The following is a 15613-nucleotide window of genomic DNA, read 5'->3' on the forward strand; positions in this document are numbered from 1 at the left end:
GGTGCCGGCGGGTCACCGGCGGCGCCACACCAGCGTGTAGCGCCAGAGCAGACGGCGGCGCAGGCGGACGCCGGGAAGGACGGCCCGGGCCTCGCGCGCGATCTCGGTGAAGGTCAGCTCCGCCGGACGGGTGCGGGCAGTCATCGAGACCGGCCGGGGCACGGGGCGGCCCCGGCTCTTCAGCAGCGCCATGACGACGTTGAGCGGGATCGACGCGATGCCGAGCAGATGGTCGACGGGCGTCCGCTCCCGGGCCACACCGACGATCACCAGGGTGCCGCCGGGGGCCAGATGGTCACGGAAGGTCGTGAGCGCCCGTTCGAAGGGCAGATGGTGGACTGCGGCGACGCAGGTGATGACGTCGTACGACCGCTCGCCGAGCCCGGTCAGCGCGTCGGCCGCCGTGTACGTCACCGGGGCCGCCGTCGAGGTCAGCTCCCGCGCCCGGGCCGTGATCTGCGGGTCGGCGTCGATGCCGTGCACCCGCCGCGCCCGCAGGGCCAGCAGCCGGGCCAGGTCTCCGGTGCCGCATCCCACGTCCAGGGCGCTGCCCGCCCGCCCGGGAAGCTGCCGCAGGATCCAGCGGTGGAAGTGGGCGTTGTGGTCCCAGGGGCGGGCGGCGTGAAAACGCTCCAGCGCGCGCAGGACCCGGCGGGGCAGAGGTGACATGTGCTCAGTGTCGCGGCTCACGGGGGTGGCCGTCGGCCGTCCGGGCACTCGGCAGGTACCGGCTCGCAGGGGCGCCGAGCGTGCGCCGGGCGTGAGCCGGTACCTTGCTGGGGAAGGCCACTGCGGGGAGAAGCACATGACCGATCCGACGATCACAGACGCGGACGCCCCCCGTCCGCTCCGGAACGCCCGGGACTCCGCCGGCGGAGCCGGCCGGCTCCTGAGCGCCGTGTTCGGCGATCTCAGGGCCGTGGACGGCGCCCTGTACGCGGCGGTGGCCGCCACTCCCACGCCGACTCTGGACCGGACGCTGCGCCACCTGTCCCACGCGGCCGATCACTCCAAGATCTCGTTCGGCATCGCCACGGTCCTGGCCCTGAGCGGGAAGCGGCCACGCAGGGCCGCCCTGGCCGGCGTCGGCGCGATCGCCGTGGCATCGGCCTCCGCCAATCTGCTCGGCAAGCGCCTGGTGCGCCGGGCGCGGCCCGACCGTGAGGCCGCGCGGGTGACGGTGGACCGGCACGTCAAGATGCCGACCTCGGCCTCGTTCCCCTCGGGGCACACGGCGTCGGCGGTCGCGTTCGCCACCGCCGTCGGCGTGGTCCTGCCGCCCGCGGCGGTACCGCTCGGGGCGCTGGCGAGCGCCGTCGGCTACTCGCGCGTCCACACGGGCGTGCACTACCCGGGCGACGTGGCTGCCGGCGCGGTCCTGGGCATCGCGAGCGCTGCGGCGGCCCTGGCGGCGGCAGCGGCGACCCCTTCGGCGAAGACACAGGCCCTTCTCACGGCGGCCCGTTCCTGGCCGCGGATCAGCATCGGCGGCGCTCTGTGCCGGTGAGTCGCGGGCCGGCCGGGCGCGGGGACTCACCCCCGGGCCCGGCGCCCACCGCAAGGACGAGCCGTAGGCCCTGACAGCCTGGTAGTACGTCCAGGCCGTGCCGTCGCAGGAGGTCTTGGTACCGCCGCTGTACGCAGCACAGACCCTCTGGAGGTCCTCGTAGAAGGCGCTGTCGAGCCGGGACTTGTCGGCGCTGAAGGTGCCCACGGCCCTTGAGGAGCCCCAACTGCCCCTGAAATCGCCGGTCAGTGAGTCGGACCGGCAGTGGACCGGCGCACGTCCACGGCGCTGAGCGCCAGGGCCAGCGGCCCGGGGGCGAGGAAGGCCAGCGGCAGCAGCATCCAGGCGCACAGCGCGGCCGTCGCCACGGCGAGCAGGACCAGGCCGCTGCCGCCCATGTCGGTTACGGCGTCCCGGCCCGCCCCGCGCACCGCCCCACGCCAGTCGGTGAGCGACTCGGGGCGCCCGCAGGCCCGCAGGCCGATCACCACCGCGCACGCGCCGATCACCGCGGCGGCCACCGCGAACAGCGGCGCCCCCGGCAGCCCGGCCCCGGCCAACGCCAGGTCGGCGGCGAGCAGCAGCAGGCCCGCCAGGGCGACGGCTCCCGCCGCAAGGTCGCCCGGGCGCAGCCGGCGCCGCAGCAGGGCGAAGTACCGCCCCGCCGTGACGGGCCGGCCCTGTCCCGCCCCGCGCAGCACGGCGCACGCCGTCGACAGCGCGGCCGGGACCGTGACCAGGGGCAGACTGGCCGCGGCCGTGGCGAGTCCGACGCTCAGCACGTCGGCGAACAGGGTCATGCGCGGGCCGAACACCTCGCCCGCCTCGCGTGGGGGCATCCCGCTCACCCCTTGACCCCGGAGCTGGCCATGCCCTCCACCAGGAACCGCTGGAAGGCGAGGAAGAACAGCACGATCGGCAGCAGCGCGATCACCGACAGGGCGAACATGGGGCCGAACGCGGAGGTGCTGGAGGCGTCCACGAAGGAGCGCAGCGCCAGGGTGAGGGTGAACTTGTCCGGGTCGAAGAGGTAGATGAGCTGGGTGAAGAAGTCGTTCCAGGTCCAGATGAACGTGAAGATGGCGGTGGTGATCAGGGCCGGCCGGGTGAGCGGCAGGACGACCTGGAAGAAGCTGCGGAAGGGTCCGCAGCCGTCGATGCGGGCCGCCTCCTCCAGCTCGCGCGGCAGGCCGCGCATGAACTGCACGATGAGGAAGACGAAGAACGCCTCGGTGGCGAGGAACTTCGGCAGGATCAGCGGCCAGTAGGTGTTCACCAGACCGAGCTGGTTGAAGATGATGTACTGCGGGATCAGCACCGCGTGGTGCGGCAGCATGATCGTCGCGATCATGAAAGCGAACAGCGGCCCGCGGAAGCGGAACCGCAGCCGCGCGAAGGCGTAGGCGGCGAGCGAGCAGCTGATGACGTTGCCGAGAACCGCGCCGCCCGCGATCAGCAGGGAGTTGCCGAGCAGCCGCCAGATGGAGACGTCGTTGACGCCGTCCAGCGCGGTCTTGTAGTTCGACCACTCCAGGTGACTGGGCATCAGGTCGAGGCTCGCGATGACCTCGTCGGCCGGTTTGAGGGAGGTGGCCAGCAGCCAGGCCAGCGGGTACAGCATGACGAGCAAGGCGGCCAGGCAGCCGACGTGCAGGGCGACGCGGCCCCAGCGAACGGGCTTGTGCGTAACGGCGGTTGAGGTCATCGGTCCCCCTCGGAGGCGTAGAAGACCCAGGAGCGCGAGGTGCGGAACAGCACCGCCGTGACGACGCCGATCACGAGCAGCAGCACCCAGGCCATGGCGGAGGCGTAGCCCATGTGGGAGGCGACGAAGCCGCGGTCGTAGAGGTACATGGTGTAGACGAGCGTCGAGTCGGCCGGTCCGCCCTTGCCCGCGCTGACGGCGAAGGCGGGGGTGAACACCTGGAAGGCCTGGATGGTCTGCAGGACCAGGTTGAAGAAGAGCACCGGGGACAGCATCGGCACGGTGACGGACAGGAACTGCCGCCACTTCCCGGCCCCGTCGACCGCCGCCGCCTCGTACAGCTCGGCGGGGATCTGCTGGAGCCCGGCGAGGAAGATGACCATCGGCGCCCCGAACTGCCACACCGTCAGCAGGGCCACGGCCAGCAGTGCCCAGCCGGGCTTGTTGACCCAGCCGCCGGTGCCGAGCAGGTTGTCCACGGTGCCGCCGTCGTTGAAGACCGCCCGCCAGACGAGCGCGATGGACATCGACGCGCCGAGCAGGGACGGTGCGTAGAACGCGGAGCGGTAGAAGCCCTTGCCGCGCTTCATGCCCTTCAGGGCCAGGGCGACGACCAGGGCGAGGGCGAGTTGCAGGGGCACGGCGACGAGAACGTACGTCAGGGTCGTCACGACCGAACGCCAGTAGCGCGGGTCCTCGGTGAACATCTGCACGTAGTTGCGCAGGCCCACCCACTTGGGCGGGTTGAACAGGTCGTAGTCGGTGAACGACAGGTACAGCGACACGGCCATCGGCAGCAGTGTCAGGACGATCGCGCCGAGCACCCATGGTGAGAGGAACACCCAGGCGGCGCCCTCGCGTTCGCGCTTGGGGCGGCGCTTCGGGGCGGTCGCGGGGGCGCTCCTCGCCTCCGCTGGGATCGCGGTGGTGGTCATGACCTCAGCTCCGCCTTCGCCTCGGTGACGTAGTTCTCGGCCGCCTCGCGGGGCGACATGCGCGCGTAGGACACCTGGTCGTAGTCGCGCTGGAAGGTGCTCTGCAGGGCGTTGTCGCCCGAGGGCGGGGCCTGCGGCGGATCCTTGAGCTTGCCCTCCAGGGACGCCTGGAAGGCGGCGATGGTCTTGTCGAAGTCCTTGAGCCGCGGGCCGATCTCGGCACGGATCGTCTCGTTGACGGGGATGCCGCGGCTCGCGCCGAGGATCATCGCGGCCTCCCGGTCGTTGATCATGAAGTCGACGAGCTGAGCCGCCTCCTTGGGGTGGCCGGTGCCGGCCGAGACGCCCAGGAACATGGACGGCTTGAAGTACTGGCCGGGCGTGCCGTCCTCGCCGGACGGCATGGGCGCGAGGGCGACGCCGGTCGGTATCAGGGCGACGAAGCCGCTCGCGGGGGCGTCCCAGTTGGCGTCGGTGACGGACGTTCCGCGTCCCAGAGGGGTGTTCTCCACGGAGCCGTCGAGCTGGGTGGTCTGCTCGGCGGGCGAGACGGCGCCCTCGCGACGCAGCTCGTCGGTGAAGGTCCACCAGCGGGTGAGGTCCTCGGTGGTGAAGCCGAGCCCGCCGTCCTTCGAGTAGAGGGTCTTGCCCTGGCCGCGCAGCCAGACCTCGAAGGCGTCCTCGCTCTGGCCGGGGTCGGTCGCCCCGGGCTTTCCGGTCTTCTTCGCGAGGGCCCGCATGGTGTCGGCCCACTGGCTCCAGGTCCAGCTCTCGCCGGGCAGCGGGACGCCCGAGTTCTTCCAGGTCCGGACGTCGTAGGCGACGGTCTCGGTGCCGCGGCCCTGCGGGATCGCGTACTGGACACCGTCGACGCGGCCGGTGGCGAGCAGGCCCGGGTCGATCTCGGAGGTGCGCAGGACGGACTTCTGTCGCGTGAGGTCGAGCAGGACTCCGCCGGAGGCGTACTGGTCGATCTGACGGTAGTCCAGCTGCATCACGTCCGGGGCGTCACCGCCGGCGGCCTGGGTGGCGAGCTTCTGCTTGTAGGCGTCGTAGCCGGAGAACGACGTCGCCACGTCGATGTCCGGGTGCTGTTTCTCGAACAGCGCGACGGCCCGCTCGGTGCGTTCCGCGCGGTCGGGGTTGCCCCACCACGTGTAGCGCAGCACGACCTTGCCGCCGCCGGCGGACTCCCCGGATCCTCCGCAGCCCGCCAGCACGGCACACAGTGCCAGTGCGACGGCCGACGCGCAGAACCCCTTTGTCCTGTTTCCGGGCATGCCGAGGTCACTCCCCTCGATACGGAGTTTCGGTTGAGCCCCCCTCAGATCCCCCTGCGGATCCCCCTTGGATCCCCCTCGGGTCTCCGCTCCCCTCGCGCCCCCTGCTGCTACTCCTCCTGGTGCGGCAGCGTGGTGCCCGGCAGCGCGTACTCGTCACGCCGGCCGCACATGCCGAAGCCGCCGAGCCGGGTGGGCACGGTCTCGTACGCGGTGGCCTTGCCCAGGTAGGCGGGTTCGCCGTCGGCGAGGGCGTCGAGCTGGGCGCCGGTCCGCTCGGCGGTGGCCAGGGCGCCCGCCCGCCACAGGGCGCGCCAAGTGGGCACCTTGTCGCGCACGAGCCGGGCGGCGGCCCGCTGGAACTCCAGGTACGGACCGTTGTCGCCGTTCACGAGAGCCTCGCGCAGCCCGAGGTAGCCCTCGACGGCGAGGTCCCTGCGACGCCGGGCGGCCGCCGCCGTCTCCGGCCCGGTGCCGGGCGGCAGGGCAGCCGCCGCGGCATACCGGTCGGGGTCGGCGAGCACCTCGGGCGGGAAGGTGAACACGGCGTCCCCGGCCTCGGGCAGGCCGCTGTTCTGCATCAGCACGGTGATGCGCAGATCGCCGCCCTGCACCATGCGGTGCACGGTGCCCGGCGTGAACCAGGCGATCGAGCCTGCTTCGAGGGGGATGTCCCGGTAGCCGTCGGGGCTCAGCGTCTGGACCGCGCCCCGGCCGCCGGTGACGACGTACGCCTCCGTGCACACCAGATGCAGGTGCGGGCTGCCGCCGCAGACGCCGTCGGCGGCCTCCCAGTCGTAGGCGCTGAGGTGCGACAGGCCGATCGCGCCGGGCAGCGGGTGCGGGGGGCCGGCCTGCCCGGGTTCGCTCACCATGCCAGGCCCTCCAGGTGGGTGCCGACCCGGTCGCGGTCCCAGGCGCCGTCGGCGACCACCAGCCGGTAGCGGTAGGCGAAGGACTCGCCCGGCGGCAGCTCGAACTCCTCGAAGAAGGCCCATGAGAACGCGACCGTGGGGAAGGGTTCGGAGCGGACGAACCAGTGCGACTCGTGGACCGGGGAGGCCTCGTCGAGGTTCTCGGGCGCGTGCGCGAAGACCAGGGTGGAGTGGCCGTCGACGTCGTCGTGCTCGGTGGTGACGGCGAGCCACGGGCCCTGGGTGCCCATCAGCTTGCCCGCGTCGGCGTCGGTGCCCGGGGCGAAGACCGTGCCGCCGGTGAAGTCGCGCGGGCCGCGCCACTGGAGTCCGGTGTAGCCGGCCATCTCACGGCCCGCTGTCGTCGGGGAGCCGAAGACCAGCGGTTCGGCACGGGTGTTGGTGAGGCGGATCGACCAGTCCAGGGCCCACGAACCGGCCTCCTCGTCCACCGAGTGCACGGTCAGGCCGCGCACCTCGCGCGCCCACTCCTCGCCGCCGTTCTCGATCCAGGTGAGGTTCTCGGTGAAGGCGAGACGGTCGTCCTCGACGGTGAAGTCCGCGAAGCCGTCGTGCCGCATCGAGCCGACGCGCTCGGGCAGGCGGAGGTAACCCTGGCCGTGGACGTAGCAGTTGCCGCCCCAGAAGTTCTGGCCGGACAGATGGCTCGCGGTCATCTGCAGGCCCTTGTGCCAGCGGTGGTCGTTCGGGCGGTAGCCGGTGACCGTGCGGCCCGAGAGGGTGCGCACCGGGTGGGCGTAGGGCTTGCGCGACTCGAAGGGGTCCGGGTCGGGGCGGTAGACGTAGCGGAGGATCTCCGTGCCGCCTGCGGTGACGGCGATGTTCTCGCCGTGCGTGTGGGTGACGCGGATGGTCATGCGCGCTCCTTGGGGGCCCAGTCGGGGTACTCGCCGTGCATCGCCTCGTAGAAGGGGTCACCGGGACCGATCTCCCCCGCGTGCACGGAGCTGCCGGTGAACGCCGCCTTGTACAGGGCGGCGGCGAACTCCAGGGTGGCGCGGGCGTCGCGGCCGCTGCCCGGGGGCCGGGTGCCGTTGTCGTACGCGTCGAGGAGTGTCCCCAGCTGGGCGGTGTGCGAGCTGGGCACGTCGGCCGCGGGGGTGCGCCAGGCCGTGGCGCGCTCGGAGGCCACGTGCGGGGCCGGCGTGTAGGCCCAGCTGTCGTTGCCGTGGCCGTACAGGTGGGTGAGCTCGACCGTGGCGTCCGCGCAGTCGATGCGGATGCGGCTCACCTCGTCCGGGGAGAGCACGCTGTTGACGACGGTCGCGAGGGCGCCGCTGCGGAAGCGCACCAGGGCGGTGGAGACGTCCTCGCTCTCGGTGTCGTGGACCAGGCGCGCGGCCATGGCCCGGATCTCCTCCCACTCGCCGAGCAGGTGCAGGAGGAGGTCGTACTGGTGGATGCCGTGGCCCATGGTCGGCCCGCCGCCCTCGCTGGCCCACTTCCCGCGCCACGGCACCGCGTAGTACGCGGCGTCCCGGTGCCAGGTCGTCTGGCAGTGCGCGACCAGCGGGGCGCCCAGCTCACCTCTGGTGATCAGCTCGCGGGCGTGCACGGCGCCGGAGCCGTAGCGGTGCTGGAAGACGACGGCCGCGTAGGCGCCGGAGGCCTCCTCGGCCGCGGCGATCTCGTCGTACTCGGCGAGCGACAGGGTCAGCGGCTTCTCGCACAGCACCCAGGCGCCCGCCTTCAGCGCGGCCACCGTCTGGTCGCGGTGCAGGGAGGGCGGCGTCCCGATCAGGACCAGGTCGGGGCGTACGGCGTCCAGCATCGCGTCCATCGAGGTGTACCCGGCGACCTGCTCACCGGCCAGCTCGCGGAAGGCGTCGAGGCGCTCCTGGTCCACGTCGACGGCGGCCACCAGTTCCACCCGGTCGGAGTGGGCTCGCAGCGCGGGCAGATGGCTGCCGCCGACGATGGCTCCGGTGCCGACGACGGCCACGCGGCGGCGGGTGGGGGACAACGACATGCGGCGCTCCTCGGACAGCCTGCGGACACGCGCTTGGAAAGCGCTTGCACTCAGCAGGGACCCTAGGCGCGAGAGAATGTCTGGACAACCCCCCTGCGGCGACCTGCACAAGGTCTTCCCGAGCATTGTCCCAGCTTGGGGCGGAGTTTCGGGTTGCTGCCCCCACCACGGAAACGGCATTCCCCCGCCTCGCCGCCGGTGCCCGCCCCACCACGAACCGGCTGTCAGTCGGAGTGATCGGACGGCGGGCCGCCGTGTACCGACGACGCGGTCAACGCGTACCTCGCCACGGGGCGGCTGCCCGCACGGGACATCGGCTGCGCGGCGGCCGGCACCGGCTGAGTGTGCTGTCCGCGACGGCAACCGGCCCTGATGGTCACCGCCCGCGAGCGGTGGCCATCAGGGCCGGCATGGTCGAGTCAGGACTCGACGATCTTGCGCACGTTCTCCACGGAGCCGCAGCCTGCCTTCAGCTGACGCTCACGCTCCTGCACGAACGCCCGGCCGAGCTCCTCCCGGCGCTCCATCGCCACGTTCTCCCGCGCGCCGTTGAGGATGGTGCGCTCCTCCTCGTCGGCGTGGTGGGTGACGGCCTCCACCAGCTCTTCGAGCTTGGAGTCCCACTCCTCGGAGCCGACCTCCTCGACCTGCAGGAGCTCCAGGAGGGCCTCGTTGCCCTCGTCGTGCTCGTGCTCGCCGTGCTCGACCTCTTCGTCATCGATGTTCTTGTACCGCTTCAGCGCCGGGTAGACCTCGGCCTCCTCGGCCTGCGCATGCGCGATCAGCAGGTCCGCGAACTCCCGCAAGGCACCCGCCCGGTCGTCCTCGACGCTGCGCATCCGCCGGAAGAGGTCTTCCATGCGCCGGTGGTCCTGAAGAATGAGTTCTACGACGTCTTGTTTGTCGGCCATGGAAAAGGAACGCCTTTCCTAGGAGAGAATCGGGCCACTCTCGTTTACCCCATTCCTGACGCTTTGCTCGCCACAGGCGACGGCCTGCCTGTCTACCAGCGATACCAGCGGCCCTTACGGCCACCGCTGTCCGCGGTACGCATCACAAAGCCGAGCAGCCACAGGACCAGCACGATTACCGCGATCCACCACAGGGCCTTCAGTGCGAAGCCCGCACCGAAAAGGACCAGGGCCAGCAGCAGGACGAGAAGCAGGGGAACCATAGTTATCAACCTCCGCTCCTCCGATTGCCCCGCCAGTAAGCGAACACACAGACGAATTTCAATGTTTCTTCACATGGATCACGGGCACTTGGAACACTTTTGGCCCGGCGCCTCCGGGGGCGTGCTCAAGGCGATCAGCACCATGGAGGAGCCGTCTCAGTCCCTGCCCACGACGATCACCTCGTCGTCGGCCGTCCATCTGCGTCGCCCGGTTTTGGGCGGGTTGATCCGCACGCCATAACCCGGACTCGTCGACGCGTCGTCGTGGCTCCGGTAGCCGATGGCGCACTCACCGCGCTGCCGCGCCGCGGCCACGACCGTGGCGAAGGTCGTCTCACAGCCGGGCAGCACGTAGTCGCCGGCCGGCCGCAGGCGGATGCCGGTGCCGTCGGCGGAGAACAGTTCCTCGAACACCGCTGCGAGGTGCCGGTTCTGGGAGATCTGCGCCATCAGCAGGCCGATGAGCTTGCCGCTGATGATCACGTCTGCTCCGGGGCCCAGGGGTGCCAGTGCCCGGTTGCGGTCGTCGACCAGTTCCGTGACGACGGGGAGTTCGCGTCCGGAGGCTTCCTCCAGCCGGCGCAGCAGCAGGAGGGTGACGAGCGTGCGGTTGTCGGGCTCGTCCGGCGGCTGCCCGGGAGCGGGGTCCTGGCCGAGCACGATCACGCTGTCGTAGGAGTGCACGTCCAGACCCCGCAGGGTCTCCGGACTCGTGACGTCGCCGGGGTACAGGGTCAGGCGCAGGTCGGTGCCGTGGTGCGCGTCGGCCTCGCTCACCCCCCGGACCGTCTCCTCACCGCCGTCCGCCACCACGTCGACCGCCGATCCGGGCCGGGCCCGGCGGCGCAACTGGTCGACCATGAGCGGAGCTCGGCGGTTCCAGCCCAGCAGGAGGATCCGCTCGGGCCGTGCCGGGGTCACGGGGCCGGACGCCATCGCCGCCTTCTCGACCGAGTCCGCGCAGTCGGCCGGCCAGACCGTGTCGTCGTCCCGGGAGATGACGACGAGCAGGTCGTCCTCGGCGAGGGGCGTCTGGGGCGGCGGGTTGAGCAGTGGGGTCTCGCCGCGCACGATCCCGACGACGCTCGACGTCGGGTAGGACAGCAGCGCGTCCCCGAACGGACGTCCGGTCAGGGTCGGTTCGGTGACCAGGTAGAACTCGTCGCCGGCGAAGTCGAGGAGCTCCTGGTGGACGAGCGAGAGCCCGGGGCGGCGGGCGGCCTGGACGATCAGCCGGGCGGTGACGGTGTCGCTCTCCAGCACGATGCCGCCCGGTCCGGCGGCGAGTGAGGCGGCCAGCCGGTAGCGGTCGTCCCGGACGGCTGCCACGACGGGCGGGGGAACGCCTTCCCCGGGCAGGGCAGCCCGCAGCGCCAGCAGCGTCTTGACCACCTCGGCATCGGCGTCCGGCTCGTCACGCGGCAGGACCAGCACAACGCCTGCCGTCGCAGGGCTGGTCAGGGTGAGCACCGCCGGGTCGGTGGTGGGGCCGCTGCGGCAGATCAGCCGCGTACGGCCGACGGGGCCCACCTTGGTGCTCAGGGCCTCCTCCATGGCGGTCTTGTCCCGGTCGGCCAGCACTGCCACCGCCGCGCGCCGCTGGTTGGCGTTGGCGGCCACCAGTTCGCTCACCACTGTGAAGACCTGCTCCGACCAGCCCAGGACCACGACGTGCCCGTGTTCCAGCACGGTGGAGCGGCCCCGTCGCAACGCGGTGAGCCGCTCCGTGAGCGCCGTCGTGATCAGGCCGACGAGCGTCGAGACGTACAGCAGGGCGACCAGGGCGAGCAGCACCGACATCGTCACGCGCAGCGGCGCACCCGTCGCGCCGCCCAGCCGGAGGGTCTCGCCGGTGAGGTGCCACACCGCCGCCAGCCGGTCGGGCAGCGACTCCGGCGCGTCCGGGTCGGTCCACACCACCACCGCGCTGGCCGGGACGACGACGGCCAGACACAGCAGCGCCATCCAGCCGACGATCGCCGAGGCACCGCGGGCCAGCGTGCTGTCGAACCAGTAACGGGCCCGGTCACCCCACGGAGCGCGCCGCTGCCCCACCCTTCCCCCCTCCGTCGCCCGCACTCTTCGCGCGGCCGGTCGGCGCCCCGCACGCGATGCGCCGGGTGCGGCGACGGCCGGGGAGCACGGATGTGCATCCGCATGTCGCAGTGTGCGGGCTCGATCGCGGTGGCGGACGCGGTTCGCTCCGCATTCATTCCTTCGGGTTGCCTGCGGGCACCGACGGCGGAGAACCTGCTCTGACGTCAGGGTTTCCAGCCGGTTTCGCTCCTTCGGGTCAACGCCCGGACGAAGAGCGGCGGCCGGGCGAGGGCGCCAGTACAAAGGCCGCCATGACTGAAGATCACGCGGTGGTGCGCTCGGACGACGGCTTCTCCCGGAGGAGTTTCGCGGCGGTGGCCGGCACGGCCACGGTGGCGACGGCTCTGACCGGCGGTGCCGCCACAGCTCTGCCCGCACCGGCTGCCCCGGCCGCCCCGGGGGACAAGCGGGGCGCCGGCTTCGACAGGTGCCTCGCCGTCGCCCGCGCACTGCTCGTACTGGATTCCGCCGACCGCCCCCTCGTCCCCCGTTACCAGCGCGTCCTCGAAAAGGGGCTGCCGGCTCAGCGCCGGACACGCCCCAGGAACGTCCTCGTCATCGGCGCCGGTCCTGCCGGCCTGGTAGCCGCCTGGCTGCTCAAGAAGGCCGGTCACCGGGTGACGGTTCTGGAGGCCAACGGCAACCGGGCGGGCGGACGCATCAAGACCTTCCGCAGCGGCGGCCACGAGGACGCCGCGCAGCCCTTCGCCGACCCCCGTCAGTACGCCGAGGCGGGCGCGATGCGCATCCCCGGCAGCCACCCCCTGGTGATGGAACTGATCGACCAGTTCGACCTCAAGAAGCGGCGCTTCCACTACGTCGACGTCGACGCCGAGGGGCGTCCCGCCGGCCGCACCTGGATCCATGTCAACGGCATCCGTGTGCGGCGCACCGACTACGCCCGCGCGCCCCGGCGCGTGAACCGGTCCTTCGGCGTCCCGAAGGCCCGCTGGGACACCCCGGCCGCCGCCATCCTGCGCTCCGCGCTGGACCCGGTGCGCGACGAGTTCAGCTACGTCAACGCCGACGGCAAGCGGGTCGACAAGCCGCTCCCGGAGCGGCTGCGGGGCTGGGCCCGCGTCATGCGGCGGTTCGGTGACTGGTCGATGTTCCGCTTCCTCACCGAGCACGCCGGGCTGGACGAGCGGACCATCGACCTGATCGGCACCCTGGAGAACCTCACCTCACGCCTCCCGCTGTCCTTCATCCACAGCTTCATCGGCTCCTCCCTCATCAGCCCCGACACCCCGTTCTACGAGCTGGAGGGCGGCACGGCCGTACTGCCGGACGCCCTGCTGGAACGCGTGCGCGAGGATGTGCGGTTCGACCGCCGGGTCACGCGCATCGAGTACCACCACCCCGATCGCCCCGCGCCGGACGGCGGGCACGTCCGGGGCAAGGGCCCGCACGTATGGGTGGACACCGTGTCCGAGGGCCGTGGCGGCCCGGTCGTGCGCGAGCAGTTCACCGCGGACGTCGCCGTGGTCACGGTGCCGTTCTCCGGCCTGCGCCACGTACAGATCGACCCGCCCCTGTCCTACGGCAAGCGCCGCGCGGTCTGCGAACTGCACTACGACAGCGCGACCAAAGTGCTGCTGGAGTTCAGCCGCCGCTGGTGGGAGTTCGACGAGGCCGACTGGAAGCGCGAGCTGAACGCCGTCGACCCGGGCCTGTACGACGCGTACCGCACCGGCCGCGCCGCCGGGGACGGCAGTCTCCTCGGCGCCCACCCCTCGGTGCCCGACGGGCACATCACAGCCGGTCAGCGCACCCACTACGCCGCCAACCGCGCGAGCGCACGCGACCAGCCCGAGGCGGCCGGCGTCTTCGGCGGCGGCTCGGTGTCGGACAACGCCAACCGGTTCATGTTCCACCCCTCCCATCCGGTTCCGGGCAGCGCGGGAGGTGTCGTGCTGGCCTCCTACAGCTGGGCGGACGACGCGCTGCGCTGGGACTCCCTGGACGACGACGCGCGGTACCCACACGCTCTGTGCGGCCTCCAGCAGGTCTACGGCCAGCGCATCGAGGTCTTCTACACCGGCGCGGGACGTACACAGAGCTGGCTGCGCGACCCGTACGCCTACGGGGAGGCCTCCGTGCTCCTGCCCGGGCAGCACACGGAGCTGCTGCCGGCCATTCCCGTGCATGAGGGGCCGTTGCACTTCGCCGGTGATCACACGTCCGTCAAGCCGGCGTGGATCGAGGGGGCCCTGGAGTCCGCCGTGCGGGCCGCCCTGGAGATCCACACCTCGTAGGGGACAGCGAACCGCCACGCACGTGATGGCCCTGGCGCGCCGGCGCCGGGGCCATCCGGTTGTCCCGGCGCGCCTTCGCCACGGCGAGAACGCCCCACTGACCGCAAAGACCAAAACCTCCGTTGGTTCCGCAAGGGAGACAGCTCGCCGGGGTCCGGGCACCATGTGGCCCACGTCACCCTCCCCCACAGGGCGTATCCCTACCCGCATCGACGTACCGACAGGTGGTGGCACTCGTGCGCCTGCGCACTCCCCTCGCCCTGCTCGGGGCCGCCGTGCTCGTGCTCGTCGGACCGCCGCTGCTGACCACCGGCAGCGGCTCCGAGACCGGCACGCAGATCCCGGGCCTGCGTTTCATGGTCCCCAACACCCCCGGCGGCGGCTACGACATCACGGCCCGCACGGCCGCGAAGAACGCCGAGGACGCCGGACTCACCCACAACATCGAGGTGTTCAACCTGCCCGGTGCCGGCGGCACGGTGGGCTTGAGCCGGCTGGTGAGCGAGCACGGCAACGGCAAGCTCGCCATGTCCATGGGTCTCGGAGTCGTGGGCGCCGTCCGTTCCAACGACGCGCCCAAGACGCTCGGGGACACCACGCCGATCGCCCGGCTCACCGAGGAGCAGGACGTGGTCGTCGTGGCGAAGGACTCGCCGTACAAGACGATCGACGACCTGATCGGCGCCTGGAAGGAGAACCCCGGCAAGCTGCCGGTGGGCGGCGGCTCGTCGCCCGGCGGACCCGACCACCTCGCGCCGATGCTGATGGCAAGGGCGGCCGGGATTTCCCCGAAGCAGGTCAACTACATCCCCTTCGACGGCGGCGGCGAACTGCTCGCCTCGATCCTCGGCAACAAGGTCGCCTTCGGTGTCTCCGGGGTCGGCGAGTACCTGGACCAGATCAAGGCGGGCGAGCTGCGCCTCCTCGCGGTCACCGGCCCGAAGCGCGTCGACGGGCTCGACGCGCCCACGCTGAAGGAGGCGGGCTACGACGTGAACTTCACCAACTGGCGCGGCATCGTCGCCCCGCCCGGCCTGAACGACGCGGAGCGCGACAAGCTCGTGAAGCTCGTCGAGGAGCTCCACGACTCGGACGAGTGGCGGGGGTCCCTGGAGCAGAACGGCTGGGACGACGCCTTCCTCACCGGCGAGAAGTTCGGCGCGTTCCTCGACGCCGAGGACAAGCGCGTGGTTTCGGTGCTGAAGGAGCTGGGACTGTGACGACGCAGACCGACATTCCCCCCGCCGAGGGCGGCGGCACACGGCACTCGTGGCTGCGGGAGCACTCCGAACTCGGCGTGTGCGTACTGCTGCTGGCCCTGGGCGTCCTCGTCCTGACCGACGCGCTCACCATGGACGTCGACATCGCCCAGCGCGGCCCGGTCGGCCCGAAGACCGTGCCGGTCGTGGTCGGCGCCGGCCTGCTGGTCATCGCCGCCCTGCTCGCCCTGGACGTGCTGCGGGGCGGCCGGGGCCAGGCCGAGGGCGGTGAGGACATCGACCTGTCCGAGCCCGCCGACTGGCGCACCGTGCTGCTGCTCGCCGGGGTGTTCCTCGGCGCGGCCGTGCTGATCGAGCCGCTCGGCTTCCCCATCGCGGGCGCGCTGCTCTTCTGGGGTGCGGCCTTCGCGCTGGGCAGCCGCAGGATCGACCGCGATCCGCTCATAGCGGCCGGGCTGTCCCTCGTCACCTACACCGTCTTCAACAACCTGCTCGGAGTGCCCCTGCCCGGCGGTCCGCTGATGGGAGTGCTGTGA

General features: G+C 71.8%; 15 protein-coding genes and 2 pseudogenes. 5 read left to right on the plus strand and 12 right to left on the minus strand.

Annotation, left to right across the window (positions count from 1 at the left end; all coding sequences use genetic code 11):
* Positions 1-12: 12 nt before the first annotated feature.
* On the minus strand, positions 13-669 hold the full coding sequence (locus A4E84_RS04655) for a class I SAM-dependent methyltransferase (RefSeq protein WP_062925314.1): 657 nt from the start codon (positions 667-669) through the stop codon (positions 13-15).
* 136 nt (positions 670-805) lie between these two features.
* On the opposite strand from A4E84_RS04655, the gene A4E84_RS04660 reads away from it, so the two are divergent.
* Positions 806-1507: a phosphatase PAP2 family protein gene (locus tag A4E84_RS04660; protein WP_062925315.1), complete on the plus strand. Its 702-nt coding sequence runs from the start codon at positions 806-808 to the stop codon at positions 1505-1507.
* A gap of 60 nt (positions 1508-1567) precedes the next feature.
* Here A4E84_RS04660 and A4E84_RS42045 read toward each other — a convergent pair.
* The 8 genes and pseudogenes from A4E84_RS42045 to A4E84_RS04695 all read right to left on the minus strand — a co-directional run.
* Positions 1568-1720 (minus strand): annotated as a pseudogene (locus A4E84_RS42045) (phospholipase A2); the annotation flags it as partial.
* Between the two features lie 32 nt (positions 1721-1752).
* Positions 1753-2346 (minus strand): hypothetical protein, encoded by a 594-nt coding sequence (locus tag A4E84_RS42050; RefSeq protein ID WP_062925316.1) that lies wholly within the window; start codon positions 2344-2346, stop codon positions 1753-1755.
* A 5-nt stretch (positions 2347-2351) separates the two neighbouring features.
* A complete protein-coding gene (locus A4E84_RS04670) occupies positions 2352-3212 on the minus strand; it encodes a carbohydrate ABC transporter permease (protein WP_062925317.1) in 861 nt (286 codons plus the stop codon).
* The gene (locus tag A4E84_RS04675) at positions 3209-4147 is read right to left on the minus strand and encodes a carbohydrate ABC transporter permease (protein ID WP_062925318.1); all 939 of its coding nucleotides are present in this window, start codon (positions 4145-4147) and stop codon (positions 3209-3211) included. Before A4E84_RS04675 ends, A4E84_RS04670 begins: the two co-directional genes overlap by 4 nt.
* Positions 4144-5427 (minus strand): ABC transporter substrate-binding protein, encoded by a 1284-nt coding sequence (locus tag A4E84_RS04680; protein ID WP_062925319.1) that lies wholly within the window; start codon positions 5425-5427, stop codon positions 4144-4146. The genes A4E84_RS04675 and A4E84_RS04680 overlap by 4 nt, the downstream gene beginning before the upstream one ends.
* Before the next feature lie 110 nt (positions 5428-5537).
* Positions 5538-6302: a cupin domain-containing protein gene (locus tag A4E84_RS04685; RefSeq protein WP_062925320.1), complete on the minus strand. Its 765-nt coding sequence runs from the start codon at positions 6300-6302 to the stop codon at positions 5538-5540.
* On the minus strand, positions 6296-7219 hold the full coding sequence (locus tag A4E84_RS04690) for a DUF6807 domain-containing protein (protein WP_062925321.1): 924 nt from the start codon (positions 7217-7219) through the stop codon (positions 6296-6298). The genes A4E84_RS04685 and A4E84_RS04690 overlap by 7 nt, the downstream gene beginning before the upstream one ends.
* On the minus strand, positions 7216-8331 hold the full coding sequence (locus A4E84_RS04695; RefSeq protein WP_062925322.1) for a Gfo/Idh/MocA family protein: 1116 nt from the start codon (positions 8329-8331) through the stop codon (positions 7216-7218). Before A4E84_RS04695 ends, A4E84_RS04690 begins: the two co-directional genes overlap by 4 nt.
* Positions 8332-8586: 255 nt before the next feature.
* Here A4E84_RS04695 and A4E84_RS45450 point away from each other — a divergent pair.
* Positions 8587-8673, plus strand: a pseudogene (locus A4E84_RS45450) (hypothetical protein); the annotation flags it as partial.
* A 77-nt stretch (positions 8674-8750) separates the two neighbouring features.
* Here A4E84_RS45450 and A4E84_RS04700 read toward each other — a convergent pair.
* The 3 genes from A4E84_RS04700 to A4E84_RS04710 form a co-directional block, all read right to left on the minus strand.
* Positions 8751-9242 (minus strand): hemerythrin domain-containing protein, encoded by a 492-nt coding sequence (locus A4E84_RS04700; protein ID WP_062925323.1) that lies wholly within the window; start codon positions 9240-9242, stop codon positions 8751-8753.
* Between the two features lie 92 nt (positions 9243-9334).
* Positions 9335-9505, minus strand: a complete 171-nt coding sequence (locus A4E84_RS04705; RefSeq protein ID WP_062925324.1) for a DUF5670 family protein — start codon at positions 9503-9505, stop codon at positions 9335-9337.
* Between the two features lie 156 nt (positions 9506-9661).
* A complete protein-coding gene (locus A4E84_RS04710; RefSeq protein ID WP_062925325.1) occupies positions 9662-11560 on the minus strand; it encodes a CASTOR/POLLUX-related putative ion channel in 1899 nt (632 codons plus the stop codon).
* 293 nt (positions 11561-11853) lie between these two features.
* Here A4E84_RS04710 and A4E84_RS04715 point away from each other — a divergent pair, with 293 nt between their 5' ends.
* The 3 genes from A4E84_RS04715 to A4E84_RS04725 all read left to right on the plus strand — a co-directional run bounded on the left by A4E84_RS04715 (position 11854) and on the right by A4E84_RS04725 (position 15613).
* The gene (locus A4E84_RS04715) at positions 11854-13857 is read left to right on the plus strand and encodes a flavin monoamine oxidase family protein (RefSeq protein WP_062925326.1); all 2004 of its coding nucleotides are present in this window, start codon (positions 11854-11856) and stop codon (positions 13855-13857) included.
* Positions 13858-14093: 236 nt separating this feature from the next.
* Positions 14094-15077: a Bug family tripartite tricarboxylate transporter substrate binding protein gene (locus A4E84_RS04720; RefSeq protein WP_062931309.1), complete on the plus strand. Its 984-nt coding sequence runs from the start codon at positions 14094-14096 to the stop codon at positions 15075-15077.
* Positions 15074-15613 carry a tripartite tricarboxylate transporter TctB family protein gene (locus A4E84_RS04725; protein ID WP_062925327.1) on the plus strand — a complete coding sequence of 180 codons (540 nt, stop codon included), beginning with the start codon at positions 15074-15076 and terminating at the stop codon, positions 15611-15613. The genes A4E84_RS04720 and A4E84_RS04725 overlap by 4 nt, the downstream gene beginning before the upstream one ends.

The organism is Streptomyces qaidamensis (assembly GCF_001611795.1).
GTDB lineage: Bacteria > Actinomycetota > Actinomycetes > Streptomycetales > Streptomycetaceae > Streptomyces > Streptomyces qaidamensis.